Annotated in this window: 21 protein-coding genes and 2 pseudogenes; 17 read left to right on the top strand and 6 right to left on the bottom strand. The window is 72.2% G+C overall.

Annotated elements, in window-relative coordinates:
• Positions 1-1,096 (top strand): glycoside hydrolase family 26 protein (locus tag MCBG_RS20755; RefSeq protein ID WP_043327768.1); only part of this gene is annotated, 1,096 nt, incomplete at its 5' end.
• Positions 1,097-1,156: 60 nt separating this feature from the next.
• Here MCBG_RS20755 and MCBG_RS20750 read toward each other — a convergent pair.
• From MCBG_RS20750 to MCBG_RS20735, 4 genes are read right to left on the bottom strand one after another with little or no spacing between them, the layout of a single operon-like run.
• Entirely contained in the window at positions 1,157-2,071 is a 915-nt protein-coding gene (locus tag MCBG_RS20750; RefSeq protein WP_013289266.1) for a glycosyltransferase family 2 protein, read from the bottom strand.
• Positions 2,068-3,066 carry a sulfotransferase family protein gene (locus MCBG_RS20745; RefSeq protein ID WP_043327767.1) on the bottom strand — a complete coding sequence of 333 codons (999 nt, stop codon included), beginning with the start codon at positions 3,064-3,066 and terminating at the stop codon, positions 2,068-2,070. Before MCBG_RS20745 ends, MCBG_RS20750 begins: the two co-directional genes overlap by 4 nt.
• The gene (locus tag MCBG_RS20740) at positions 3,063-3,641 is read right to left on the bottom strand and encodes a glycosyltransferase (RefSeq protein WP_043327766.1); all 579 of its coding nucleotides are present in this window, start codon (positions 3,639-3,641) and stop codon (positions 3,063-3,065) included. Before MCBG_RS20740 ends, MCBG_RS20745 begins: the two co-directional genes overlap by 4 nt.
• Positions 3,641-4,117, bottom strand: coding sequence for a glycosyltransferase family protein (locus MCBG_RS20735; protein WP_030499390.1), 477 nt, complete (start codon positions 4,115-4,117; stop codon positions 3,641-3,643). Before MCBG_RS20735 ends, MCBG_RS20740 begins: the two co-directional genes overlap by 1 nt.
• A 498-nt stretch (positions 4,118-4,615) precedes the next feature.
• On the opposite strand from MCBG_RS20735, the gene MCBG_RS20730 reads away from it, so the two are divergent.
• From MCBG_RS20730 to MCBG_RS20690, 9 genes are all read left to right on the top strand, one after another.
• A complete protein-coding gene (locus MCBG_RS20730; protein WP_043327765.1) occupies positions 4,616-6,430 on the top strand; it encodes a Wzz/FepE/Etk N-terminal domain-containing protein in 1,815 nt (604 codons plus the stop codon).
• The gene (locus MCBG_RS20725; RefSeq protein WP_043327764.1) at positions 6,427-7,434 is read left to right on the top strand and encodes a DUF3048 domain-containing protein; all 1,008 of its coding nucleotides are present in this window, start codon (positions 6,427-6,429) and stop codon (positions 7,432-7,434) included. The genes MCBG_RS20730 and MCBG_RS20725 overlap by 4 nt, the downstream gene beginning before the upstream one ends.
• The gene (locus tag MCBG_RS20720) at positions 7,431-8,912 is read left to right on the top strand and encodes an O-antigen ligase family protein (RefSeq protein ID WP_043327763.1); all 1,482 of its coding nucleotides are present in this window, start codon (positions 7,431-7,433) and stop codon (positions 8,910-8,912) included. The genes MCBG_RS20725 and MCBG_RS20720 overlap by 4 nt, the downstream gene beginning before the upstream one ends.
• A complete protein-coding gene (locus tag MCBG_RS20715) occupies positions 8,912-10,114 on the top strand; it encodes a hypothetical protein (protein WP_223201281.1) in 1,203 nt (400 codons plus the stop codon). Before MCBG_RS20720 ends, MCBG_RS20715 begins: the two co-directional genes overlap by 1 nt.
• 17 nt (positions 10,115-10,131) lie before the next feature.
• Positions 10,132-10,995, top strand: a complete 864-nt coding sequence (locus MCBG_RS20710; protein WP_043327762.1) for a sulfotransferase family protein — start codon at positions 10,132-10,134, stop codon at positions 10,993-10,995.
• Positions 10,962-12,575 carry an oligosaccharide flippase family protein gene (locus MCBG_RS20705; protein WP_043327761.1) on the top strand — a complete coding sequence of 538 codons (1,614 nt, stop codon included), beginning with the start codon at positions 10,962-10,964 and terminating at the stop codon, positions 12,573-12,575. The genes MCBG_RS20710 and MCBG_RS20705 overlap by 34 nt, the downstream gene beginning before the upstream one ends.
• Positions 12,576-12,603: 28 nt before the next feature.
• Positions 12,604-13,536, top strand: a complete 933-nt coding sequence (locus tag MCBG_RS20700; protein WP_043327760.1) for a sulfotransferase family protein — start codon at positions 12,604-12,606, stop codon at positions 13,534-13,536.
• A gap of 141 nt (positions 13,537-13,677) precedes the next feature.
• On the top strand, positions 13,678-14,721 hold the full coding sequence (locus MCBG_RS20695; RefSeq protein ID WP_043327759.1) for a glycoside hydrolase family 26 protein: 1,044 nt from the start codon (positions 13,678-13,680) through the stop codon (positions 14,719-14,721).
• Between the two features lie 189 nt (positions 14,722-14,910).
• A complete protein-coding gene (locus MCBG_RS20690; protein ID WP_043327758.1) occupies positions 14,911-17,997 on the top strand; it encodes a malectin domain-containing carbohydrate-binding protein in 3,087 nt (1,028 codons plus the stop codon).
• A 96-nt stretch (positions 17,998-18,093) separates the two neighbouring features.
• On the opposite strand, the gene MCBG_RS20685 is transcribed toward MCBG_RS20690, so the two are convergent.
• The gene (locus MCBG_RS20685; RefSeq protein ID WP_030499400.1) at positions 18,094-18,486 is read right to left on the bottom strand and encodes a CBS domain-containing protein; all 393 of its coding nucleotides are present in this window, start codon (positions 18,484-18,486) and stop codon (positions 18,094-18,096) included.
• A gap of 112 nt (positions 18,487-18,598) precedes the next feature.
• Here MCBG_RS20685 and MCBG_RS20680 point away from each other — a divergent pair, with 112 nt between their 5' ends.
• The 4 genes from MCBG_RS20680 to MCBG_RS20665 all read left to right on the top strand — a co-directional run bounded on the left by MCBG_RS20680 (position 18,599) and on the right by MCBG_RS20665 (position 21,608).
• Positions 18,599-19,054 carry an NUDIX domain-containing protein gene (locus MCBG_RS20680; protein ID WP_223201280.1) on the top strand — a complete coding sequence of 152 codons (456 nt, stop codon included), beginning with the start codon at positions 18,599-18,601 and terminating at the stop codon, positions 19,052-19,054.
• Between the two features lie 70 nt (positions 19,055-19,124).
• Positions 19,125-19,856 carry a phosphocholine cytidylyltransferase family protein gene (locus MCBG_RS20675; protein WP_043327756.1) on the top strand — a complete coding sequence of 244 codons (732 nt, stop codon included), beginning with the start codon at positions 19,125-19,127 and terminating at the stop codon, positions 19,854-19,856.
• Complete coding sequence (locus MCBG_RS20670; protein WP_043327755.1) at positions 19,844-20,911, top strand: iron-containing alcohol dehydrogenase family protein; 1,068 nt, start codon at positions 19,844-19,846, stop codon at positions 20,909-20,911. Before MCBG_RS20675 ends, MCBG_RS20670 begins: the two co-directional genes overlap by 13 nt.
• Positions 20,886-21,608 carry a CDP-alcohol phosphatidyltransferase family protein gene (locus MCBG_RS20665; protein WP_043327754.1) on the top strand — a complete coding sequence of 241 codons (723 nt, stop codon included), beginning with the start codon at positions 20,886-20,888 and terminating at the stop codon, positions 21,606-21,608. The genes MCBG_RS20670 and MCBG_RS20665 overlap by 26 nt, the downstream gene beginning before the upstream one ends.
• A gap of 73 nt (positions 21,609-21,681) precedes the next feature.
• Here MCBG_RS20665 and MCBG_RS20660 read toward each other — a convergent pair whose 3' ends face one another.
• Positions 21,682-22,956: a glycosyltransferase family 4 protein gene (locus MCBG_RS20660; RefSeq protein ID WP_043327753.1), complete on the bottom strand. Its 1,275-nt coding sequence runs from the start codon at positions 22,954-22,956 to the stop codon at positions 21,682-21,684.
• 24 nt (positions 22,957-22,980) lie between these two features.
• Here MCBG_RS20660 and MCBG_RS20655 point away from each other — a divergent pair, with 24 nt between their 5' ends.
• The 3 genes and pseudogenes from MCBG_RS20655 to MCBG_RS20645 form a co-directional block, all read left to right on the top strand.
• Positions 22,981-23,841, top strand: coding sequence for an Fpg/Nei family DNA glycosylase (locus MCBG_RS20655; protein ID WP_043327752.1), 861 nt, complete (start codon positions 22,981-22,983; stop codon positions 23,839-23,841).
• 325 nt (positions 23,842-24,166) lie between these two features.
• Positions 24,167-25,438, top strand: a pseudogene (locus MCBG_RS20650) (sugar transferase); the annotation flags it as partial.
• A 345-nt stretch (positions 25,439-25,783) separates the two neighbouring features.
• Positions 25,784-26,389 (top strand): annotated as a pseudogene (locus MCBG_RS20645) (sugar transferase); the annotation flags it as partial.
• Between the last annotated feature and the right edge of the window lie 30 nt (positions 26,390-26,419).

Below are 26,419 nucleotides of genomic sequence, written 5' to 3'. Positions count from 1 at the left end.
GCCGCTCGCACCGGGGACGACTCCGCCGCCCGGCGGCGCCCGGCGACGCTGGCGCGTGGCGGTCGCGGCGGCGCTGGCGCTGGCAGTGGCCGGCGGCGGGGTGGCGGTGGCCGCGCTGCGGCCCGACTCCGCGAACCCGCAAGCAGGCGAGGCCCCCGGATCGGTCGGCCCGGCGACCTCGATGGGCCCGGGCGCGCCAGCTACGCCGGGTGCGTCCCCGAGCGCCGACCAGGGTCTAGGTGGCAAACCCTCGGCCCGCCCGTCGGCCTCCGAGAACGCGGGCCCGGCCTTCGGCGGTACGCGGCTGACGCTGCCCGGCGCCTCGATCGGCGTGCAGAACGGGGAGACCTTCGGTCAGGCGCTGGCCCGCTCCGACCGGACGTTCGGCAAGCTGCGGATGGCCCGGATCTTCTTCCCCGGCCTGCCGCCGGCCTGGTCCGGCAGCCGGGCCGACGTGGTGGACCGGACCGTTGTGGTGTCCTTCAAGGCGGCGCCGCAGGAGATCAACACCGGCAAGTTCGACTCCCGCCTGACCTCCTGGTTCGCCTCGATCCCGCGCGAGCACAACGTCTACTGGTCGTACTTCCACGAGCCGGAGGACGACGTCGAGCGCGGCGCCTTCACCACCGAGGCGTACCGGACCGCGTGGAAGCGGGTGGCCGGGCTGGCCGCCCGGGCGAACAACCCCAAGCTGATCAACACGCTGATCCTGATGTGCTGGACGCTCGACCCGAAGTCCGGGCGCAGCTTCGACGCGTTCTACCCCGGCTCCGACGTGATCGAGACACTCGGCTGGGACTGCTACAACTGGGGCAAGAAGTGGAAGCGGTACGCCCCGCCGCAGGAGATCTACGGCCCGATGATCAGCAAGTCGAAGGCGCTGGGCAAGCCGTGGGGCGTCGCGGAGACCGGCAGCGACCTGGTGCCGGGTGACCCGGGCACCGGCCGGGCGGCCTGGATCCGGTCGATGACGAACTTCCTCAACGGCCAGCGGCCGGAATTCGTCGCGTACTACAACCAGACCGTCAGCCAGGGCGACTTCCGGCTGCTCGACCAGCCGAGCATCCAGGCGTGGAAGTCCTTCTGCACGGCCTGACCTGATGACCGGACGAGAACGGGCGGGCGACCTCGGTCGCCCGCCCGTTCCGCGTACGCGTCAGATGCCCCGGCCGCGCTTGTGCAGCGTGCGCAGCACCCGGTCGGCCTGCACCGCCCGGCTCGCCACCGCCAGCGCCAGGTAGGCACGCGGCTCCTTCGGGTTGCGGGCCAGCGTGCGCCGCGCCCAGCGGACCGCGTCCCGCCGGTTACCCATGGCGGCCTGCGCGAACGCGATCTGACCGGCCACCCGAGCCTCGCCGTGCGGCACGGTGGCGAACTCCGGGTAGCGGCGCAGAAGCCACTGCAACGCGGTCGAGATGGTCTCCCAGCGCTGTGCGAAGTAGGACCGCTTGTGCCAGCGGACCAGCACGTACGGGCTCTCCACGTTCACCAGCGGCGCGTACCGGGCGGCGCGGAGCAGGAACTCGTAGTCCTCCGCGTAGCTGCCCGGGATCTGCTCGTCGACCAGGCCGATCGCGTCGAGCAGCGCGGCCCGGCGGATCAGGAACGTGGACGGGTGCAGCTCGGTGAGCCGGTCGCGCAGCAGCGCCTCCAGCGAGATCCGGGCGCGGTCCAGCGATCGGTCCACCGTACGGTCGTCGTAGCTGACCCGGATGCCGCAGCTCACCAGCGCGCCGTCCGGGTGCGCGTCGAGCGCCCCGAACTGGGCGGCGAGCTTGCCGGGCAGCCACTCGTCGTCGTCGTCGCAGAACGCCACCCAGTCGCCGGTGGCCGCCTCGATGCCGGTGTTGCGCGCCCCGGCCAGCCCGGCGGTACGGGTGTTGGTGATCACCCGGATCCGCCGGTCACCCCGGTCGGTCTCCAGCGACCGGTCCGGCTCGGACTGGTCGTAGACCACGATCGCCTCGATCAGGCCCGGGTGCGCCTGGCTGAGGATCGCGTCGAGCGCCGCGCGCAGCAACTCCGGACGGTCCCGCGTCGGTACGACCACCGAGATGCTCGGCCCACTCATGCTCTCTCCACGGACTCGTCGGATCCCCGCTGGCCCAGATAGCCGTAACGGACCCGCAGGGGAAGCGTGGCCAGGCTGACCACGGCACGGCTGCGTCGCGGCAGGCGGTCGCGCCATGCCTCGTCGCGGCGCACTGTCAACGGCCCGCCGCTGAACCGCAACGGGTTGCCGGCGACGCTGTGCGCGCGGAACGGCGCGGCCGGCTCGCTCGCCGCGTCGGCCGCGTCCGCCGAGAGGATCCGCAGCGCGGCCGGGTCGTCCGGCAGGCCGGCGAAGTCCCGCACCCGGCTTACGGTGCCGGCCGGGTCGGCGGTGAAGTCCTCGTACCGCAGCCGCAGCACCTTGGCCCGGGAGGCGAGCAGGTGGAACGCCGCGTTCTGCGCGGTCCACAGCTTGCTCACCTCGAACGGCGAGAAGGTCGGCATGAAGTCCTCGCCGTCGACCACCTCGGGACGGCGCACCTGCTTGCCCCACGAGTACGCCACCGCCCGGCTGTCCCGGACCAGGTGCAGGACCCGCAGGTCGAGCCCTTCGGCCCAGCGCAGCGCGAACGCGAGCGAGGCGTGCTTGCTGGAGTCCACCACGACCCGGGCGCCGGTCACCGCGAGCGCGGCCCGGTAGATCCGGGTGTACAGGTCGGCGTAGCGGCGCACGTCGGCGAGCTGCTCCGGCGGGAGCGCCTCCTTGGCGAGCCGGGGGATGTGCCGGGTCCGGTCGACCCGGTCCTTGAGCGCCAGCACGTCGTCCCGGTCGACCGCGTCCCAGCCGCCGAACGCCTGGTCGCCGACCTGCCGCCAGAACGGGCAGCCGGTGAACCGCTCGCCGCAGCCGCACCGCTCGTCGGCCCCGAGCGCCCGCTCCCACAGGTGCACGACCTCACCGACGGCGCACACGTCGGCGCTCTGCGCGAGCAGCAGCTCCAGCAGCGTGGAGCCGCTGCGGCCGAGGCCGCCGACGAAGAGGACCCGCGGCGCAGCCGGGTCCGGGCCGCTCATCCGCGCCGCCCGGCGGTCCGCTGGCGTACCCGGCCGGCGACCAGGCCGTCGATCACCGCGCCGACGCGGGCGACCGCCTCGGCGCGCGGGTCCGGACGGCCCGGGTCGGCGGCCAGGACGAACCGGCTCGGGTCGGCCAGGCCCTCGTCCAGCGCGGCGACCAGCTCGGCCTCGGACTCGCACAGCCGCACCATGCCGGCCGCGCCCAGGCGGCGGGAGAACAGCTGCTGGTGGTTGTCGACGTGCTCGTCGTGGGCCGGGTCGCGGGGCACCACGATCGGCAGGTGGCCGGTGCGCCGGGCCTCGGTGATGGTGGCCGGGCCGCCGTGGCTGACCACGAGCGTGGACTCCGCCATCGCCTGCTGGAGTTCCTCGTGGCCGAGGAACGGGGTGGCCTCGGGCAGGGCCGGGGTGCGGCTGTGGCCGTACTGGAGGACCAGCCGGACCTCGGGCCGGGCCGCGTGCCAGCGTTCCAGCCAGCCGACCAGCCGGTCGAAGCGGTGCACGTCGGTGCCGACCACGACCAGCACGAACGGCCTGGACCGCCGGTCCCGCTGCTGGGGAATGTGCGCCATCAGAGGAGGTTCCCCACGACGGTCGCCTCCGGGTACATCCGGCGCTGCTCCTCCCACTGCACGAGCATCGCGGAGAGGAAGGGACGGCAGAGCCGGGCGGTGAGCGTCGCGCTGTCGATCCGGTCGTACACCTCGATGTAGACCGTGGGGATCTTGCGCATGCGGGCCGCCACCACGAACGGCAGGGCGACCCCGGCGCCGGTGGTGACGACCGCGTCGACCTGGCGCCGGCGGATGACCTTCAGCGCGAGGAACGCGTTGCGTACCAGGTTCTTGACGTTGCGTGTGGTGGGGTGGTGCGCCCAGACCACGTCCTCGCCGGCGAGCAGCGAGCGCGCGTCCGGGGTGTCGAAGGTTACCCATGCGCGGCGCCGATCCCGGTACCACGGTTCCAGGGCCAGGAGCTGGGCCAGGTGCCCGCCACTGGAACCCACCAGCAGGACCTGTCCCGAGTCCTCGGTTGACCCGCTCACCACAAACGTCCTCCCGTACGCGGATGACGCGTCCGGATTTTTGTGAATGCCCCTCGGACGCGTCCTGACAACCTACTGGCGGGCCCGTGGGCAACTGAAGGGGCCATTGGACGGATCCTGGCTCGCCGGTCGGCTCACCTCGCGATTCCCGTCAACGGGATGCGCGTCGACCGGCCGTCGGGCAGGTCAGCCCGGCCGCGCCCGGACCACGGGCCGGGACACCCGGACGAAGTGAGATGTGTCAGGATTCCGTCACCGCTCCGCACGAGAGCCGTCGGCGACGTCGGCTTACCGGGGGCAAGTCGGGCCCGGCACCGGGAAACCCGCCGAATGGTCAGCGCCGATCGGCCATTTCTACGCGGGCTGCCCACACCCGGGCAGGCTTACCGGAACGTGAGCAGACTTTCCCTCGTCGTTCGGATCGGGGACACTCAAGGCCACGGTCAGGTCCAGCTGTGCCGTGGACTGCCCGGCTCGGTCGAAAGGGAGCGACAGACTCTGATGCCCTCACCCCATTTGGCCGAGAGCGACGCCGACGGTCTTGCCCTGATGGCCTACCTGGGCTGGCTGCGCCGCCGTTGGTGGATCCTGCTGCTCGCCGCGGTCCTCGGCCTGGGCGGAGGGCTGGCGCTGAGCCAGATCCAGGAGGCGCGCTACACCTCGACCACGTCGCTGCTGGTGCGCCCGCTCGGCTCGGGCGCGGAGAACAACCCCAACGCCAAGGTCAACCTCGACACCGAGGCGCAGGTGGTCCGCTCGCTCGTGGTGGCGGAGCGGGCCAAGGCGCTGATGAAGGTCGACACCGGGGCCGACCAGCTCGTCAAGTCGGTGACCGTCAAGGTCCCGCCGAACAGCCAGATCCTCCAGGTGGCGTACGAGGCGAACAGCCCCGAGGGCGCCCAGTCGGGCTCGCACGCGTTCGCCCAGGCCTACCTCGACCTGCGCAAGGCCACCGCGCAGAAGTCGCTGGAGAACGAGACGAACACGCTCAAGCAGCAGATCGCCGATCTGCAGAAGCAGTTGAGCGCGATCGCCGGGCGGATCTCGGCGGCGCCGTCCAACTCGCCCGAGCGGGAGCGGGCCGAATCCGACCGCCAGCTCGTCACCAACCAGATCAGCAACCTGTACAACCGGCTCAACCCGCTGAGCGCGGCCGGCTCCGATCCCGGCGAGATCATCTCCGACGCCCGGCTGCCGGAGCGGCCCAGCTCGCCGAACCGCACGCTCAACCTCGCCAGCGGCATGGGCGCGGGTCTGCTGCTCGGCATCGTGCTGGCGCTGGTGCTGGACCGGCTGGACACCCGGATCCGCCGCGGACGCGACATCTCCGACCGGGTCGGCCTGCCGCTGCTTGTGGAACTGCCGTCGCGCGCGCCGTCGCTCGCAGTCCTGCCGGCCACCCACCGGGCCTCCCGCGAGCTGGGCCGGCTGCGCAACGTGCTGCTCTCCGCGGTGCCCGAAGCGGCGCAGGGCGGGCGCGGGCGCCAACTGCTGCTCTGTGACGCCTCGGCCGGCACCGCCGCCGGGTTCGTCGCCGCCAACCTGGCCGCCTCGTACGCCCGTACCGGCCAGCAGGTCGCGCTGATCACCACCAAGCCCGACTCGGCGGTGGGCGCGATCACCGGCGTGGCCGAGGGGCGGCACAGCCTCGCCTCGGTGCTGCGCCGCGACGTGCCCCCGCTCAAGGCGCTCGCGCCGGTGCCGGGGCTCGGCCAGCTCCGGGTGCTGGTGCCGGGCGACCTGGACGCCGAGGTGGAGCTGCCGGTCGCCGGTCTGCTGGAGATCCTGCACGAGCTGTCCGCGCGCTTCGACCACGTGATCATCGAGACCGCGCAGCCCACGTTCGCCGTGGAGGCCCAGGCCCTGGGCCGGTACGTCGACGCGGTGATCATGGTGGCCGAGGCGGGCAAGACCCGCAGCGGTGAGATCACCGCCGCGCTCCAGCAGTTCGAGCAGGTGAACGCGCCGGTGATCGGCGCCGTGCTGGCTCCGCGCCTGCCCGAACCGCCCGCCGGCGCCACCCGCCCGGCGACGTCCGGCGGGTCGAGCGCGCCGGCTGCCCCGGCCAACCGGCCCAAGCCCCGGCCCAGCCCCGGCCCGTCCGCCGAGTCGACCATGGTGCTGCCGCGCATGCAGTCGTCCCGGCCCGCCCCGGCGAAGCCGGCCGCTCCGGCGCCGCAGATGCCCGGCAAGGCCACCCCGCCCGCCGCCCCGGGCAAGCCGGTGCCGCTCAACGGCACCGGCGGCACGTACCGCTCCCGGGGTGACGGCGACGGCCGCAGCTACGCCCTCGACTCCGGCGAGGATCTGGGGTGAACCGTCGGCAGATGCTCCGCGCCGCCATCGCCCCCGCCGTCGTCCTCGGCGTCGGGACCGGGTGCAGCGAGCCCGAGCCCAAGCCGGGCAAGGTCCAGGTGGTGGACCCGGGCGACGTCACCTCCTCGCCGTCCGCGGCCAGCGCTTCGCCGACCCTGCCCAAGGGCCCGCTGACCGGGGCTCCGGTCAGCACCCCGGCCGCGGCGACCCGCCAGGCGGTCGCGGTGCCGCTGCGGGTGAGCCCCGCGACCACACCGGCCGGCCTGGACGCCGCCGACCTGGTCTACGCCGAGTTCGCCGAGGCGGACACGCTGCACCTGACCGCGGTGTTCCACTCCAGGGACGCCGCGAAGATCGGCCCGGTCACCGAGATCCGGCCGGTCGACATCCGGTCGCTCACTGTGCTGCGCCCGTTCGTCGGCTACAACGGCGGCCCCACCGGCTTCCTCACCCAGTTCGAGAACTCCGACCTCGACGGCGTCACGCCCGACGACGACAGCAAGGTCTTCTCCGGCGGCTACACGTCGACCGCCGCGCTGCTCAAGGCCGCCCCGAAGGGGGGCCAGCCGCCCCCTGCGCCGATCGACCACACCACCGACGGCGAGGCGCTCGCCACCCGCGACCTGGCACCCGCCACCGAACTCACCGTCACCGTCTCCGGCGGTCCGCCGATGGTCTGGCGGTACGACCAGACGAAGTCCGTCTGGGCCGGCAGGATCGGCAAGGTCACCGTGACCGCCGCATCCGTCATCGTGCTGACGATGGAGTACCGCACGCTCGACGTACGCAACCCGTCCCCGCGCTCGCTGCCCTCGGCGAACGTCTTCGGTGAGGGCGCGGTGCTCGCCGTGTCCGGGCCGAACAGCGCCAAGGGCCGGTGGCGCAAGCCCGGCCTGCCTCTGGTCTGCACGCTCGCCGACACCGGCGGCGACCTCCTGCGCCCCCAGCCCGGCAACGCGTGGGTCATCTACGCGCCGACCACCGCCAAGGTCTCCGTGAAATGAGCACCGCCACCCCGCCCCGTACCGCGCGCGGGTCGGTTCCGCTCGCCGCGGTGTCGCCCGGCGGGAACCGCCTCCGCCCGGTGCGGGTACGGCCGGAGGGCTGGTCGTGGCGGCTGCCGACGGCATGGCCGCTGATCGCGGTCTTCCTGCTGTACCCGCTGTGGTGGGTGCTCGGCGTGTCGAGCTTCGTGTTCGTCATCTTCGCGGTGCCGATGGTGGCGCAGATGCGCAAACGCGGCCCGGTCCGGGTGCCGCCCGGCTTCGGGATCTGGATGGTCCTGCTTCTCTGGGTGTTCCTGTCCGTGCTCACCCTCGACCTCACCGCGCCGAACACGCTGCCGCCCGGCGGCAGCGGCAAGTACATCGGCTGGGGCATCCGGCTCGCCAACTACGTCGCGATGACAGTGACCATGCTCTACGTCTACAACCTGCGCGAGCGGGAGCTGTCCCAGCGCCGGATGGTCCGGCTGTTCGGGTTCATGGGCGTGGTCGTGGTGCTCGGCGGCTGGATCGGCTCGCTCTTCCCGAACCTCAGGTTCGTCGCGCCGCTGCGGTTCGTGCTGCCGCAGTCGATCGCCGGCCACCCGTACGTCACCTCGCTCATGGAGATCAAGTTCGCCCAGGTGCAGCAGGTGATCGAGGGGGAGGCCAGCTCGCCCCGCCCGTCCGCGCCGTTCACCTACACGAACTCGTGGGGCCAGAACACCGCCATCCTGCTGGTCTGGCTGATCGTCGGCTGGGTGGTGCTGGGCAAGCCGCTGCGCCGTACCGCCGGCGTGGCCATCGCGTTGGCGGCGATCTTCCCGATCGTCTACTCCCTCAACCGCGGCCTCTGGATCGGCCTCGGCATCGCCGCCGCGTACGTGGCGCTGCGGCTCGCGCTGCGCGGCCGGATGGTGGTGCTCGGCGGGCTCGCCCTGGCGGTCGGACTGATCGGCGTGCTGATCATCGCGACCCCGCTCGGCCGCACCTTCGACGAACGCCTGCAGAACGGGCACAGCGACGACATCCGCACCACCCTGTCGCAGGGCGCGGTCCGGGCGGCCAACCAGTCGCCGATCCTCGGCTACGGCGGCAACCGGGCGCTGATCGGCAGCAACCGGTCGATCGCCATCGGCAAGTCCGAGGACTGCAAGCAGTGCGGCAACCGGGAGCTGGGCAGCAACGGCCAGGTCTGGGCGCTGCTCGTCGGGCAGGGCTGGGTCGGCGCGATCTGCTACAACGCGTTCTTCATCTACTGCATCTGGCGCTACCGGCGCGACCACAGCGCCATCGGGATCGCCGGCACGCTCGTGCTCATCCTCATGCTCTTCTTCCAGTTCACCTACGGTGCGATGGAAGCAACCCTCGCCTACGCCCTGATCACTGTCGCCCTGCTGGCCCGCAACGACCGGATCCGCCGGTCGCTCGCGCCCGCGCCACCGCAGGGCACGATCGCCGGGCTACGGGCCCGGCTGGAAGCGACCGGTGACCGCTGATGGTGTTCCGCGTACCCCCGGACGGCGACGGCCGTGCCGCGTACCTCGGTGAACTGGCCGGGCTGATCTGGCCCGCGCCGGCCGAGCCCAGCCTGCGCCGCGGCGGCGCCGGCTGGGTGGTGGTGCCCTCGGCGGCCCGCCCCCGGCTGCTCGTGCCCACCGGCTCCGGCCGGGCGGCGGCGAGCGCGGTCCGGCACTCCACCGAGGCCGTCGGCCGCAAGGCCAAGCTGGTCCGGCAGGGCCTCGCCACCGCGTTCCGGCTCGGTCTCGGGCCGCTCGTCTTCCGCGACCGGCTGGTCGTCGACGGCGGCGGGCTGGACGCGCACCTGGCCGAGGTGCTGGGTGAGCCGGCGCTGGTCAGCCTGCACATCGGGCCGGCCCGCGCGAACCGCAAGCCGGTGCTGCAACTGCTCGCCCCGGACGGCCGGGCCCTCGGGTACGCGAAACTCGGCGTCGACCCGCTGACCCGCGCGCTCGTGCACGCGGAGGCGGACGCGCTGCGCCGCCTCGCCGAGGTGCCGCTCGGCCCGGTGGTCCTGGCCGGGGTACGCCACCACGGCGACTGGCACGGGCACGCGCTGCTCGTGCAGGAGGCGCTGCCGGTGCGGCTGCCCCGGGCCGCCCCGGCGCCGGCAGGCGGCCGAACGCGCGGCCATGGTGGCGGTCGCCGGCTGTCTCGGCGTACGCCGGGAGTCGTGGGCGGCCAGCGGGCACGCGGCCCGGCTCACCGCCGCGGTGGACGCGCTCGGAACCCGGCCGGAGGCCGGGCGGCTGCGCGCGGTGCTGAAGTCCGTCGCGGACGCCGACCCGGTGGTCGCCTTCGGCGCGTGGCACGGGGACTGGAACGGCGGCAACAGCGCGGTGCTCGCCGACGGCCGGGTGCTGGTCTGGGACTGGGGCGGTTCGAGGCGGACGTGCCGGCCGGGTACGACGCGCTGCACCTGGCGGTGCAGGGCGCGATGAGCCACGACGGGGTGGAACCGGTCGAGGCCGCGCGTGCGCTGATCGCCGGCGCCGGGGCAACCCTGGCACCGTTCGACCAGACCGGTGGGGGCGCCGATCTGGTCGCCGTGCTCTACCTGGTGGAGCTGGCTGCGCGCTACCTGCGCGACCGGCAGGCGGAGGCGGGTGCGCGACTGGGGCACGTCGACACCTGGCTGCTGCCCGCCGTGGAGGAACACCTGGCCCGCCGGGCCCGGTGAGAGTGAGGAGTGGGGACGTGACGGTGGCCAGGGAGCAGGCGCTCCGCGCGGTGAAGTCGGTGAGCCGGACGGTCGGTCGGTTGACCGCCGGTTCACGGATGGTGCCGGGATTCCTGATCGTGGGGGCGCAGCGCTGCGGCACCACCTCGCTCTTCAAGACGCTCTCGCAGCACCCCGGCGTGCTGCCGCCCGCGTACCACAAGGGCGTGCACTACTTCGACATGGACTACCACCGGGGGATGAACTGGTACCTCGGGCACTTCCCCACCACGGCCAAGGCCGAGGCGGTCAAGGCCCAGATCGGGGTACGCGGGATCACCGGCGAGTCCAGCCCGTACTACATGTTCCACCCGCTGGCCGGGCAGCGCATCGCCAAGGACCTGCCCTCGGTGAAGCTGCTGGTGCTGCTGCGTGACCCGGTGGAGCGGGCGTACTCGGCGCACTCGCACGAGCTGGCGCGGGGCTACGAGACCGAGTCTGACTTCGAGCGGGCGCTGGCGCTGGAGGAGCAGCGGACCGCGGGCGAGCGGGAGCGGATGATCCGCTCGGCCGCGTACGCGAGCGAGCACCTGCAGCACAACGCGTACCTGGCCCGGGGCCGCTACATCGAGCAGCTGGAGCGGCTGGAGGCGCTCGTCGGGCGGGAGCGGATGCACGTCATCGACAGCGACGACTTCTTCGCCGACCCGCGCCCGTCCTTCGACGCGGTCTGCGACTTCCTCGGGCTGCCCCGCTGGGCGGACATCGCGTTCGGCAAGCACAACTCGCGGTCCCGTTCGCCCATGTCGGCGGAGCTGCGGGCCCGGCTGGAGGACCACTTCGCCCCGTACGACGAGCGGCTGGCGGCGTGGTGGGGACGCGTGCCGTCGTGGCGGCGGTGACCCGGCCGGACGCCGGCGGCACCCCGACGCTCACCGCACCGCCGCCCGGGCCGGGCGCGGGGCTCGGCGGCGCGGCCCGGCAGGGCTTCGCGAACCTGGTCGGTGTCGGCCTGGCCGCGGTGGCCGGGTTCGGGCTCAACATCGTCATCGCCCGGGGCTGGTCCGTCCGCGAGGCCGGCATGTTCTTCGCGGCCACCAGCGCGTTCATGATCGCCGCGTCGGCGGCCCGGCTCGGCACCGACGTCGGCACCGTCTACTTCGTCAGCCGCCAGCGCACGCTGGACCGCCGCGACCAGATCCGGGGCACGATCCTGGTCGGGTTGCTGCCGGTGCTCGCGGTCGGCGCGCTGCTCGGCCTCGCCGGCTGGCTGGCCGCGCCGGCGCTGGCCCGGGCCACCATGCCGGAGGCCGGGCCGGAGGCGGTGACCGCGCTGCGCATCCTGCTGGCGTTCGTGCCGCTGGCCGCGCTCAACGACTACGCGCTCGCCGCCTGCCGGGGCTTCGGCCAGATGCGCCCGCTGCTGACAGTGGAGCGACTCGGCCGCACGCTGGTGCAGTTCCTGGCCGTGGCGGTGGCCGCCTGGCTCGGGCTGTCCGCCACCGTCGCGCTGCCGCTGGCCTGGGTGGTGCCGTACCTGCTCGCCGCGGTGGTCGCGCTGTTCTGGCTGAGCCGGCTCGTCGGCCGGGCCGGGCGGCAGGTGACCCGGCCGGTGCCGGCGCGTGAGCTGGCCGGGCCGTTCTGGCGCTTCACCGGACCGCGCGCGGTCAGCAGCCTGGCCGCGATCGTGGTGCAGCGGCTGGACATCGTGCTGCTCAGCGCGCTGCGCGGGCCGGCCGAGGCGGCCATCTACACGGCGGCGACCCGGTTCCTGGCGCTGGGCCAGCTCTCCAGCGTCGCGCTGTCCAGCTCGGTGCAGCACCGGCTGGCCGCCGCGTTCGCCCGCAACGACCGGGCCGAGGCGGGCCAGCTCTACCAGGTCGCCACCGGCTGGCTGGTGATCCTCTCCTGGCCCGCGTACCTGATCTTCGCGGCCTTCGCGACGCCGATGCTGGCGCTCTTCGGCGCCGGTTACGCCGACGGCCGCCGGGTCGTGGTGCTGCTGGCGCTGACCATGCTGCTGGCCACCGGATGCGGCATGGTCGACATGGTGCTCAACATGGCCGGGCGCACCGCGTGGACGTTCTACAACGCGATGACCGGCACCGTGCTCAACGTGGTCGGCAACCTGCTGCTCATCCCGCGGTTCGGCATCCTCGGCGCGGCTCTGGCCTGGACGATCTCGATCCTGGTCACCAACCTGGTGCCGCTGACCCAGCTCTGGTGGTCGATGCGGCTGCACCCGTTCGGCGCCGGCACCCGTACCGCGATGGCGCTCGCCGTCGTGGCGCTGGGCCTGCCGCTGGGCGCGGCGAGCCTGCTCGACGCCACGCCGCCGGTGCTCGCGCTGGTGAGCGCCGTCGGCCTGGCCGCGTACGCGGCGGGTGTCTGGCGCTGGCGGCGCACGCTGAACCTCGACGCGCTGCGGTCCCTTCGCCGCGGCCGCAACCGCGCCGGGTCGGACCCGGCCGCCCAGTCCTGACCGATCCTGCGCACCGATGGGACCTTCGATGACCAGCGACTCCCCCCTCGCCCCGCACTCCGGGCTGTCCACCGTGAAGGCCGCGAAGCTCGCCGCGGTCGGCCTGCTGGCGGACCGCAAGGAACGCCGCGAGCTGGAACGGCCGGTGGAGGCGGGCAACCGCCGCCTCACGCTGAAGGTGGAGCGCCCGATCTTCATCCTGGGGGCCCCGCGTTCCGGCACCACGTTCCTGGGCAGTTGCGTCGGCGCGCTGCCGGACGTGTCGTACCACTTCGAGCCGCGCCTGACCAAGGCGGTCGCCCGCTGTGTCTACGAGGGAAGCTGGACGCCGCAGCGGGCGGCCCGCTACTTCCGGGGCTACTACGGCGCGCTGCTCGCCGCGTCCGGGCACGGTGGACTGCGCTTCGCCGAGAAGGACCCGGAGAACTGCTTCATCGTGCCGTTCCTGACCGAGGTCTTCCCGGACGCGGTCTTCCTGCACGTCTACCGGGACGGCCGGGACGTGGCGGTGTCGCACGCCGAGCAGCCCTGGCTGAACGCCGCGTCCACCGGCACCGGTCGCAGCGGCCGGGGCGGTACGCCCTGGGGCGCCGCGCCGCGGTTCTGGGTGGAGCCGGAGCGGCGCGACGAGTTCACGCAGGTCTCCGACCTGGGCCGGTCGGCCTGGATGTGGCGGCGCTTCACCAGCAGCGCGCTCACCCAGCTCGCCGAGCTGCCCGCGGACCGGGTGCGGCACCTGCGCTACGAGGAGGTCGTCACCCGGCCGGCGGAGGCCGCCGAGGTGGTCGCCGACTTCCTGGAGGTACGCGACCCGGCCGGCCGGGCGGCGTTGCACGCCCGCTTCGCCAAGGCCCGGCCGGGCTCGGTGGGGCGCTGGCGGCAGCGACTGACCGAAAAGGATCTGGCCGATGTGCTGGCGCAGGCCGGACCGCTGCTGACCGAGCTCGGCTACCCCGCCTGAGCGCTCCTCCCCGGGTAGAGTGCCAGGGGTCGCCCGCCCGGCCCGGCGTGCCTCTCCGCTCACGCGGATCCGTCAGGGCCCCACCGTGGCCGGCGACCGTCCTGGGGAGAGGTTGCGGTGGTACGACGGTTACGACTGACGATGGCTGCCGTGCTGGGCCTGGCCTTGCTGGCACCGGCCGTGACGGCCTGTGAGATCGGCTCCGAACGGTCCGACGAGGGGACCACGGCGGCGCCGCCTCCACCGACCGTGACGCCGCGGACCGCGCCGGTCCGCACCACCGGCCGCGGGCCGGAGCCGCCGGAGCAGGGCGCCTGGCTCGGCACCTGGGTCAAGCCGCAGTACCACACCGCCACCGGGCGGGCCGCCGCGTTCGACGAGTTCAACCGGGCCGCCGGCGGCACACTCGCCATCGCGCACATGTTCCACGAGTGGAACGAGCCGTTCCCGGGCGCCAGCGAGCGGGCGTTCCAGGCCCGGGGCAGGCTCCAGATGATCTCCTGGCAGGGCACCGACACCCGCTCCACGGTCAGCGGCATCTACGACACGCTGATCCGGGAACGCGCGCGCGACGTCAAGGAGTTCGGCGTTCCGGTGCTGCTGCGCTACCGGTGGGAGATGGACCGGCCGAACCTGGCCGCGAGCATGCACTCGCCGGAGGACTACGTCGCCGCGTGGAAGCACGTCCGCGGCATCTTCACGGAGATGGGCGTCACCAACGCGGCCTGGGTGTGGTGCCCGCACGCGGACGGCTTCGCCGAGCCGCAGCGCCGGGCCGCCGCCTACTACCCCGGCGACGACCAGGTCGACTGGCTCTGCGCCGACGTCTATCCCAGCCCGGAGTGGAACAGCTTCTCCAATCGCATGGACCACTTCATGGCGTTCGCCAAGAAGCACCCGCGGCCTGTCGTCATCGGCGAGTTCGGCCTGACCCAGGACGGGCGTCCGGGCCAGCGGGCCGACTGGATGCGCGAGGTCGGGCCGTACCTGAAGAAGCACCCGCAGATCAAGGCGGCGGTCTACTTCGCGGCGAAGCAGACGCAGAAGCCGATTTACGACAGCACGTTCGGCGACGACCCGGAAAGCGAGAAGGTCTTCCGGGAGATGGCGACGGATCCGTACTTCCAGCCGCCGATGCCCGACCTGAGCGTCCCCTCAGGGACACCCTCCGTGTCCGGCGAGTGATAGTCGCTCGTCTTTTCGTGCGACCCGGGCCGTTTCCTCGGCCAAAAAGGCCGATCCCGGGTGGACGCGCGACCGGCGAATGCGAGAAGGTATTGCTCTCACGTCTGCGGTCGGTCGAGTGACGCCCCGCCTCAAGTCGGCACCGGCCACGATCGCAGCGCCTCCGACGTATTCCCCCCGGAGTAGCCTGTGGCTTCCTCGATCCTGAGACACCGCTCGGTGTCCGCCTTCGGCGCTGCCGTACTCGGCATCGCCACCCTGTTCACACCGGTGCCGGCGCTCGCCGCGCCGACCACCGCGCCCGCGCCCGACCACAGCACGATGGTCGGCGAGGTGCCGTCGGACAAGACGCCGAACATCAACGACGGCAACGTGGTGGCCATCCACGACGCCGGCAGCAAGGTGATCGTCGGCGGCTCGTTCACCAACGCGCAGAACCGGGGTTCCTCACCCACTCCGGTCGACCGGCGCGGGCTGCTCGCCTTCGACAAGGCCACCGGCAAGATCGACAATGCGTTCGCGCCGGTGCTGGACAACGACGTCACCGCCATCATCGCCGGCCCGACCCCGGGCACCGTCTACGTGGCCGGCAAGTTCAACAAGGTCGGCGACAAGAACTTCCGCAAGCTGGCGCTGCTGAACGTCGCCGACGGCACCCCCGTCGAAGGGTTCAAGGGCCCGGCGTTCAACGGCACCGTCAGCGACATCGCGCTCGTCGACGGCCACCTGCTCGTCGGCGGCATCTTCACCACCGTCACCGCGACGACCAACCGCAACGGGCTGGCCTCGCTGAACCCGACCACCGGCGCGGTGGACGACTACCTCACCGTGGCGCTGACCGAGAACCACAACTGGACCCCGACCAACAACGGGGCCTCGGCCGGTGTGGGCGTGGAGAAGTTCACCGTCTCGCCGGACGGCAAGCACCTCGTGGTCATCGGCAACTTCAAGAAGGCCGACGGCGTCGTGCACGACCAGATCGTGCGGATCAACCTCGGTGAGAACTCCGCGACCATCGCCGACTGGAACACCGACAGCTACGCCGCGGCCTGCAAGTACACCGCGTTCGACTCGTGGGTGCGCGACGTCCAGTTCTCCCCGGACAGCAAGTACTTCGTGGTGGTCACCACCGGCGCGTCCTACCCCGGCACGCTCTGTGACTCCGCAGCCCGCTGGGAGACCGACGCCACCGGCGCCGGCCAGAAGCCGACCTGGACGAACTTCAGCGGCGGCGACACCTTCCTCTCCGTCGGCATCAGCGAGAAGGCCATCTACGTCGGCGGCCACTTCCGCTGGTCGAACAACCCGCTCGCCCGGGACAAGGCCGGACCGGGCGCGGTGCCGCGTGCCAGCATCGCCGCCCTCGACCCGGTCAGCGGCCTGCCGCTGTCCTGGAACCCGGGCCGCCACCCGCGCGGCTACGGCGTCACCGAGATGCTGGTGACCCCGGAGGGGCTCTGGCTGGGCAGCGACCAGGAGTACATCGGCGACTTCGACTACCAGCGCAAGCGGCTCGCGTTCTTCCCGCTGGCCGGTGGCAACGCCCCGCACTCGACCAGCACCAAGGGCCTGCCGGGCAACGTCTACCAGGCCGGTCGCGCGGCGCAGACCGAGGTGCTCTACCGGGTCAACGCCGGCGGTCCGGCCATCCCGGCCACCGACGGCGGGCCGGACTGGGCCGCCGACAGCGAGGCCTCGCCGAGCCCGTACCACAACACCGGCAACAGCGTGACCACGTACCCGACGAACGCCACGTTCGACGCCACCGTGCCGGCGAGCACGCCGGCCACGCTGTTCAACTCGGAGCGGTGGGACGAGTCGACCGCGCCGGACATGCAGTGGGACATCCCGGTCGCGGCCGGCACCCGGATCGACGTCCGGATCTACATGGCCAACCGCTGGTCCGGCACGAGCAAGCCGGGTAACCGCAAGTTCGACGTCAGCGTCGACGGCGTGCTCAAGCTGAACGACTTCGACCCGGTCGTGGCCGCCGGTGGCACCGACCGCGGCACGATGCAGTCGATCTCCCTGGTCAGCGACGGCGTGGTCGACATCGACTTCGGCCGGGTGGTCCAGAACCCGCTGGTCCACGGCATCGAGATCGTCAAGACCGCGCCCACCCCGGACGCCTCGGACGTGCTCTACCGGGTCAACGCCGGTGGCGACCAGATGGCCGCGCCGAGCGGGCCGGCCTGGGCTGCGGACACCGCCGCCGCGCCGAGCACCTACCACAACACCGGCAGCCAGGTGACCAGCTACCCCACCAACGCCGCGCTCGACGCCACCGTGCCGGCCGGCACGCCGGTCGAGCTGTTCAACTCGGAGCGGTGGGACGAGTCGACCGCGCCGGACATGCAGTGGGACTTCCCGGTTCCGGCCGGCACGCCGGTGCAGGTGCGCCTCTACCTGGCGAACCGCTACGCCGGTACCGCCACCGCCGGCAAGCGCAAGTTCAACGTCAGCATCGACGGCGTCGTCAAGCTGAGCAACTTCGACCCGATCACGGCGATCGGCGCCACCAACCGGGGCACCATGCGGGCGTTCCCGGTCACCAGTGACGGCAACATCGACATCGACTTCGGTCGCGTCCTGGAGAACCCGCTGGTGCAGGCCATCGAGATCGTCAAGCTGCCGCCGGTGCCGCCGTCCACCACGGTGGACAGCATCACCAAGCGGACGTACGACGGCGCGTCCTCGGTCGGCAACGCGATGTCGGTGCCGAACGGCGACAACACCGGCTGGTCGAACATCAAGGGCGCGTTCTGGGTCGGCGGTGACCTGTTCTACGGCGTCGGCGGCGACCTCTACAAGCGCTCGTTCGACGGCACCGAGTTCGGCACCGCGAAGAAGCTGGACCCGTACCACGACGCGAAGTGGGACCTGGTCGTCACCGGCTCCGCGCCGGAGGGCTCCACCTACGCCGGCATGACCGGCAACTTCTCCGCCGAACTGCCGAACGTGACCGCGATGTTCTACTCCAAGGGCCGGGTCTACTACTCGCTGGCCGGTCAGAGCACGCTGTTCTGGCGCGGGTTCGCGCCGGACACCGGCACCGTCGGCGCCGAGCGCAACACGGTCACCGGCACCACCGGCTTCGCCGACGCGGGCGGCCTGTTCCTGGACGGCGACACGCTCTACGTCGTCTCCCGGAGCACCGGCAACCTCGCCTCGATGGCGTGGTCGGGCGGCGTGCCGACCGGTACCGCCACGGTGCGCAGCGGTCCGAGCGTCGACGACGTGGACTGGCGCGGCACCTCGGTCTTCGTCGGCCCCTGACGGGCGGCACGACCGAAACAGAACACACACGACGATGGCCCGGCCGGTATCGGCCGGGCCATCGCCCTTCTCCGGCGCCCGTCGCGCCGGCCCGGTTCAGCTCCGGGTCGGCGCGTGCTGCCCCGCCCAGACCCGCATCAGATCCCGTACCGAGATCACTCCAGCCACCTCACGCCCGTCGAGCACGACCAGGTGCCGGAAACCGCCCCGGGCCATCGCCGCGGCGGCCTCCTCGACCGTCCAGTCCGGGCCGGCGTAGACGACGTCCCAGGTCAGGTGCGCGCCGGTGCGCTCGACATCCGGGTCGAGCCCGGCACCGATCGCCTTCAGCACGTCGCGTTCGGTCATGATCCCGACCCCTTCGGAGTCCGGGTCGATCACGACCGCCGACCCGACACCGCGGGCCGACATCATCCGGGCCGCCTGCCGGAGCGTGTGCTCCGGCCCGACCACGAGTACCTCGCTGGACATCGCTTCGCGTACCTGCATCACACATCACCCCTGTGGGACGGCGACTGAGTACGGACATGGTGGGCCCTCTATGCGTACCGGGACAAGGACGGGCATCGCCGGAGGCGGCGCGGATGGCTACTGTCGGAGGGTGCCCACCGAGCCCCTGCGCTGCGCCGGCGCGCTGATCGTCGACGACGACGGCCGCATCTTCATCCAACGCCGATCCCCCGACCGACGCCTCTTCCCGAACTGCTGGGACATCGTCGGCGGCCACCTCGAACCGGGCGAGGAGATCGACGACGCGCTGCGCCGGGAGGTCACCGAGGAGACCGGCTGGTCCGTGTCGCACGTGCTCGGCCTGGTCGGCGAATACCGTTACACCGCCGACGACGGGCTGACCCGGGTGGAGACCGACTTCCTGGTCCGGGTGGACGGCGACCTGAGCCGCCCTCGGCTGGAGGCCGGCAAGCACACCGAGTTCCGCTGGCTGGCGGAGTCGGACGTCGACCTGCTCGACGAGCACCGGAACGTCAACGACGGGCTGATCCGGCGGATCGCCGAGGACGGCTTCGCCGCGCTGCGTTCGATCGGGCTGACGGGCTGAACCACTGCCGGTCGGCGCCCGGCGATATCCTCGCCGGGTGGAATCGGGTCGAGAAGAGGAGCGTGTCGGCATGATCGGGATGGTGCTCGCCGCGGGAGCGGGGCGCCGGCTGCGGCCGTACACCGACACCCTGCCCAAGGCCCTGGTGCCGGTCGACGGGGAGACCACCATCCTCGACATCGCGCTGCGCAACCTCGCCGAGGTGGGGCTGAACGAGGTCGTGATCGTGGTCGGCTACGCGGCCGACGCGGTGCGGCAGCGGCAGGCCGCCCTGGAGGAGAAGTACGGCGTCACGCTCACCCTGGTCCACAACGACAAGGCCGAGGAGTGGAACAACGCGTACTCGCTCTGGCTGGCGCGCGAGTACTTCTCCCGGGGCGTGTTGCTCGTCAACGGCGACACCGTGCACCCGGTGAGCGTGGAGAAGACGCTGCTGGCCGAGCGCGGGCCGGGCATCCTGCTCGCCGTGGACACGCTCAAGCCGCTGGCCGAGGAGGAGATGAAGACCACCTTCGACGCCGCCGGCCAGCTCACCCGCATCACCAAGCTGATGGACCCGGGCGAGGCGTACGGCGAGTACATCGGCGCGACGCTGATCGAGCCGCAGGTGGCCGAGCCGCTCGCGGACGCGCTGGAGGCGACCTGGCGGCGCGACCCGAACCTCTACTACGAGGACGGCTACCAGGAGTTCGCCGAGCGCGGCGGCGAGGTGCGGGCGGCCCCGATCGGTGACGTCTCCTGGGTCGAGGTCGACAACCACGCCGATCTGGCCCGGGCGCGGGAGATCGCGTGCCGCTACTAGCCCGCAGCGTCCTCACCCCGCTGCACATCGACGTGCGGCGGGGCGCGGTGGCCGACCTGGCGGCGATCCTCTCCGACGGGCGCATCTCCGCCGGTGGCGACGTCGCCGTGGTGGTCGGGCCGGGGCAGGGCGAACGGATCGCCGAGCTGATCCGGCCGTCGTTGCGCTCGGCCGACGTGTTCACCGTGGCCGGGGGCACGCTGGACGCCGCCGACGACCTGGGGACGAAGCTGCGCGCCCGGTCGTACGACGCGGTGGTCGGCATCGGCGGCGGCAAGACGATCGACGTGGCCAAGTACGCGGCGACCCGGCGCGGGCTGCCGATGGTGTCGGTGGCGACGAGCCTCGCCAACGACGGCATCGCCTCCCCGGTGGCGAGCCTGATCACCGAGGGCCTGAAGGGCTCCTACGGCGTGCACATCCCGATCGCCGTGATCGTGGACCTGGACTTCGTGGAGGCCGGGCCGGAGCGGCACAACCGGGCCGGCATCGGCGACGTGGTCAGCAACATCAGCGCGCTGGCGGACTGGGAACTGGCCCGGCGGGTCCGCGGTGAGCGGGTCGACGGGCTGGCCGCCTCGCTGTCGCGCGCGGGCGCCGAGGCGGTGCTCAACCACCCGGGTGACATGAACGACGACGGCTTCGTCACGGTGCTCGCCGACGCGCTGATCTCCAGTGGCCTGGCGATGGCGATCGAGGGCACCAGCCGGCCGTGCAGCGGCGGCTGCCACGAGATCATGCACGCGATCGACGCGCTCTTCCCCGGTACCGCCTCGCACGGCGAGCTGGCCGGGCTCGGCGCGCTGTTCTGCACGTACCTGCGCGGCGACGAGCGCCGGTTCGCCGAGATGGCGGCTTGCCTGACCCGGCACGGGCTGCCCCGGCTGCCGGCCGAGGTCGAGCTGACCGACGACCAGTTCGTGGAGGCGGTGCAGTTCGCGCCGGCCACCCGGCCGGACCGTTACACCATCCTCGAACACCTCGCGATGTCCGCTACCGAGACGCGGGAGCGGCTGGCAGACTACGCCGGTGCCCTCCGCGACCACATTGGCTGAGCCCCGTCCCACAGTCGCCGACTTCCACCGGGTCAACCGGGGAGGCGGCTTGTTCAGCGAGTCGATCAGTCAGTGGATCGGGGCGGCCTTCGCGCTCGTCGCCCAGCGCCTCGGGTTGCGCCCGACCGCGCTGACGCTGGCCAACCTGGTGCTGGGGCTGGCCGCCTCGGTCACCGTGGTGGCGCTCGCCGACGACGTGGCCGCCGGCACCGTACCGGCCTGGGCGGTCGGGCTGTTCGCGCTGGTCGCGTGGCAGATCGCGTACGCGCTGGACTGCGCCGACGGGCAGCTCGCCCGGGTGACCGGGCAGGGCAGCGCGGCCGGCGCCCGGATCGACGTGCTCTGCGACGTGGCCGCCCAGATCGCGCTGGTCGCGGCCATCGGCGCGACGGCGGTGGCGCAGCGCCCGTCCACGCCGGTGTGGCTGGTGGCGGTGTTCGCCGGCACCTGGATGGTCAACCTGGTGACGTCGGTGATGCAGTCCGGGCCGAACGCGGCGAGCATGGTCACCTCGACCTCGCTCCCGGTACGCCTGGTGAAGCTGGTCCGCGACTACGGCGCGGTGATCTTCGTGGCCGGTCTGGTGCTGGCTTTCGCGCCCGCGCTGGCGTTCTGGGTGATGGTCGCGTTCACGACCGTCAACGGCGGCTTCCTGCTGGCGAGCATCGCCTTCTCCGCCCGCGCCTCCCTGCGGTAAGGAAGGGCCCCTTCTTAACGCCTCGTGCATAAAAAGGGGCCCTTCCTAACACCTGGGCTCAGCACACCTGGGCTCAGCGCGCGGGGCGGCCTCCGGGGGCGGCCAGGCCGGCGTAGATGTCGATCAGGCGCTTGGTGATCACGTCGGGGTGGAACGTGCGCTCGTACCGGGATCGGGCCGGACCGGCGAGCATCCCCGCCTCGGCGGCGGCCAGCGGCAGCGCGGCGGCCAGCGCGTCGACCTCCGGCGCCACCACCCAACCCGCCTCGCCGCGCTGCACCCCGACCGGCAACGCGACATGCCCGTCGCCGGGCGCGGCGGTGGCCACCTCGGCCGGGCCGGTGCCGGCGGGCTCACGCGGGCCGTCCGCACCCACCAGGTACGGGATGCCGCCCAGCGCGGTGCCGAGCACCGGCCGCCCGGACGCCAGCGCCTCGATGATCACGGTGGGCAGCACGTCGTGCCAAGTGGAGGTGGCCAGCACCACGGAGCTGTCGGCCAGCGCCGCGCGTACCCCGGAGCGGTCGAGCTGGCCTAGGTAGTGCACGTCGGGCCGCTCGGCGGCGGCCGCCTCGGCGAGCGGGCGCAGCTCGCCGTCACCGGCGATGCGCAGCGGGCCGAGCGCACCCACCGGATGCCGCCGCCACGCGGCGAGCAGCAGGTCCAGCCCCTTCTCCGGGCTGAGCCGCCCCATGAAGAGGAAGCCGTTCCCGACCGGCGCCGGGGTGCCCGGGTCGGGTACCGCGTTCGGCTTGACCACGATCCGCTCGTCCGGGATGCCGTAGTCGCGCAGATGATCAGCCACAGCCGTGGTGAGCGCGATGTACCGGTCCACCGACTTCCAGGTCGGGCGGTGCACGGCGAGCGTGGTCGCCATCAGCGCGCTCTGCGCCCGCGAGTTGCGGTAGCAACGGTGCACGATCGCCGGCACGCCCAGCGCCCGGCCCCGGCAGTCCTGGCAGATCACGCCGTCGCGGAAGTACAGCCCGGAGGAGCAGACCTGCCGGTAGTTGTGCACGGTCTGCACCACCGGCACCCCGCGCTTGTGCGCGGTCCGCACCACCCAGGGCGAGAGCAGAGGGTACGGGTTGTGCAGGTGCAGCACGTCCGGCCGGTGCTCGGTCAGCAGGCGGTCGAGGTCGTGCTGGGCCTTCGGGGCCCAGATCGGCGAGATCGGCAGCAGCGCCTTGGCCGGCTTGGACATCGACGGGATCTCGTCCGAGCTGCGCAGGAACGGCAGCACCTCCACGCCGGCGGCGGTCAGCTGGGCGATCTCCGCGTCGACGATGGTGTTCTCGCCGGAGGGCTGGGCTTCCCGGTACCGGTTGTGCGCCACCACGATTCTCACGGGAAAGAAGGCTACCGTTGGACGATGCCCGAACTTCCGGAGGTGGAAGCGCTCGCCGGTTACCTGCGCGAGCGTGCGGTGGGCCGCCGCGTGGAGCGGTTCGAGGTCGCCGCGATCAGCGCGCTCAAGACGTACGACCCGCCGCCGAGCACTGTCGCCGGCCGTACGATCACCGGTGCCGGCCGGTACGGCAAGTTCCTCGATGTCCGGTTCGACGAGGGACTGCACCTGGTGGTCCACCTGGCCCGGGCAGGCTGGCTGCACTACCGGGAGGCGTTCCCGGCGGCGACCCCGCTGCGGCCCGGCAAGGGCCCGATAGCGGTGCGGGTACGCCTCGACGACGGCTCCGGCTTCGACCTGACCGAGGCGGGCACCCAGAAGAAGCTGGCCGCCTATCTGGTCACCGACCCGGCGCTGGTGCCGGGTGTGGCGAAGCTCGGGCCGGACGCGCTGGAGGCGGATCTGCCGACCTTCGCCGAGCGGCTGCGCAGTCGCCGGGGCCAGGTGAAGGGCGTGCTGACCGACCAGTCGGTGCTCGCCGGGGTGGGTAACGCGTACTCCGACGAGATCCTGCACACGGCGCGGCTCTCGCCGTTCGCGATCACCGACCGGCTCACCGACGACCAGCTCGCCGGCCTGCACGCGGCGACGCGCACGGTCCTCGGCGACGCGGTACGCCGGTCGATGGGCCAGCGGGCGGCGGAGCTGAAGGGCGAGAAGCGCTCCGGGCTCAAGGTGCACGCCCGCAAGGGCCTGCCATGTCCGGTCTGCGGCGACACGGTGCGTGAGGTCTCGTTCGCCGATTCGAGCCTCCAGTACTGCCCCACATGTCAGACCGGCGGGAAGCCGCTGGCTGACCGAAGGTTGTCCCGTCTCGTACGGTGAGTAACCGCACCCGGCGATTACTGAGTGGAATCGACCCGGGATCACCGAAGGTCCGGGTCCGCCCCTCTACCCGAGTGGTCATCCATCGGTATAGTGGCTCGGTCCCCGGCTTCACAACTGATTCGGAGCCGGCCAGATCTCACCGAGCACCAGCGGCACGGCTTCTTCGCGGGGGCCGGTCCGGGCCGGGCCCGCGTGGGAGACTGGGACGGTGAGCGACCCGGATCCTCACGGCGAGTGAGGGTGCGGGTCATGCGGGAGGACATGGGTTGAGGTGACGACAAGCCTCCAGCGCCCGGTAACCGACAGAGGCCGGAGCAAGAGCGTGCGGCACGTCGACAGCTTTGAGATCCAGCCGCCGACTCCGCCGTCGCACAACGGCGTACCCCGGTCGGCGTGGGCCCGCGCCCGGCGCCGGGTCTCCCGGTGGCACCGGCCCTACATCCTTTTCCTGCTGCTGCTCGACTTCGGCGCGGCGGCTCTGGCCAGCTTCCTGGCCGTGCAGATCTTCGAGCAGGCGGCCTCCGGTTTCCGGGACGCGCCCGAGGCGTGGTTCTACACCGTGGCGTTCCTGCTGCTGCCGCTCGGCTGGGTGCTCATCCTCTGGGGCAACCGGGCGTACGACCGGCGCTACCTCGGCCTCGGTCCGGACGAGTTCAAGCGGGTGATCCGCTCGGGCCTGGCGGTCGCAGCGACCGTGTCGTTCCTCGCCTTCGCGACGAAGACCACACTGTCCCGGTGGACCGTCGGCTTCGCGCTGCTCGGCGCGCTGCTGCTGATCCTGCTCGGCCGCCTGATCGCCCGGGCCGCCCTGCACGGGCTGCGCCGCCGGTTCGGGCACGCCGGGCACCGGATGGTGCTCGTCGGCACGCTGCCCGAGTGCCTGGAGGTCTACACCACTGTCACCCGGCACCCGTCGGTCGGCCTGATCCCGGTGGCCATCCACCTCACCGACGGGTACGCCGCCGCCCGCGGCCTGGAGACCCCGGTGCCGGTGTACGCGGGCCGCGACGTGCTCGCCCTGGTACGTGAGGTCGGCGGCGACACCATCGCGGTCTGCGGCTCGGCCAGCGCCGAGCCGGGCGAGCTGCGCCGCCTGGCCTGGCAGCTGGAGGGCTCCGGCGTCGACCTGGTGGTCGCGCCCCAGCTCACCGACATCGCCGGTCCCCGGGTGCACATCCGCCCGATCGAGGGCCTGCCGCTGCTGCACGTCGAGGAGCCGACCCTGTCCGGGCCGGCGCTGCTGGTCAAGAACCTGATGGACCGGGTGGCCGCCGGCCTGGGCCTGCTGATGCTGGTCCCGCTCTTCGCCGCCATCGCCCTGGCCATCCGGATCTCCGACCCCGGGCCGGTCTTCTTTCGCCAGCCCCGCGTCGGGCACGAGGGGCGGACGTTCCGGGTCTGGAAGTTCCGGACCATGTACGTCGACGCCGAGGAGCGGCTCGCCGGTCTGGTCGACCGGAACGAGACCGACGGCATGCTGTTCAAGATGAAGCAGGACCCCCGGGTCTTCCCGGTGGGCCGCTTCCTGCGGGCCACGTCGCTGGACGAGCTGCCCCAGCTGATCAACGTGCTGTGGGGCGAGATGTCGCTCATGCCGTTCCACTGTCAACCAATCAAGCCAGGGTCCAGGTCGCCCTTGTACGTGGTTCGGGGCAGGTAATGTACCGTGCACGTTTAAATTACTGACGTGATACCCGCTCGACGGGGCCTCTGACTCTCTCGCGGTGCGGTTCGACCGTCCACGTGCCCTCTTCTCCTCGCCTTACCTATAGAGACAGTCTTTCAATGCTGCACGCACGCGCGGCCGGGTGCTGCCGTTATCGGAAGGTCTTTAAGTGAATTTCACCCAGCAAGACAATTCGGAACGGGAACGCAGCGATCGTTCTCAGAACCCCCGCGACGCAACCCCCTCCACAACTCGTTTGATCTTTCCTGGTAGCGCGGGATGCAGCCGGTGCTCAAGACGGTCCTCGACCGCGTGCTCGCCGTGCTCGGGATCGCCGTCGTCTCGCCGCTCCTGTTCGGGATCGCGCTCGCCGTCAAGCTCACCTCGCGCGGCCCGGTCTTCTACCGCAGCGAGCGCGTGGGGCAGAACGGCGTGCCGTTCATGATGTGGAAGTTCCGCTCGATGAAGGTCGGCGCGGACGCGATGAAGGCCGAGCTGGCGGGCGAGAACGAGAACGACGGCGCGATGTTCAAGATGCGCAGGGATCCCCGCGTGACACGCGTGGGCCGTCTCCTGCGCCGTACCTCGCTCGACGAACTGCCCCAGTTGCTCAATGTCGTGAGCGGCCAGATGTCCCTCGTGGGACCGCCTCCGCCGCTGCCCGACGAGGTCGCCACGTACTCGGAGACCGAGCGCCGCCGTCTCGCGGTGCGCCCGGGGATGACGGGGCTCTGGCAGATCAGCGGGCGCTCCGACCTGTCCTGGGACGAGGCGGTCCGGCTCGACCTCTACTACGTCGACAACTGGTCGCTGGCGTACGACCTGAGCATCCTGTGGCGGACCGTGGGCGTGGTGCTGGCCCGCAAGGGCGCGTACTAGCGCTACCGGGCCGGCACCCGGCAGGATCGC

The sequence above is a fragment of the Micromonospora sp. M42 genome, assembly GCF_000568915.1.
Classification (GTDB): Bacteria; Actinomycetota; Actinomycetes; order Mycobacteriales; family Micromonosporaceae; genus Micromonospora; species Micromonospora chalcea.
Note: the sequence above shows the minus strand (reverse complement) of the source record. Positions and strands in the feature narration are given on the sequence as shown.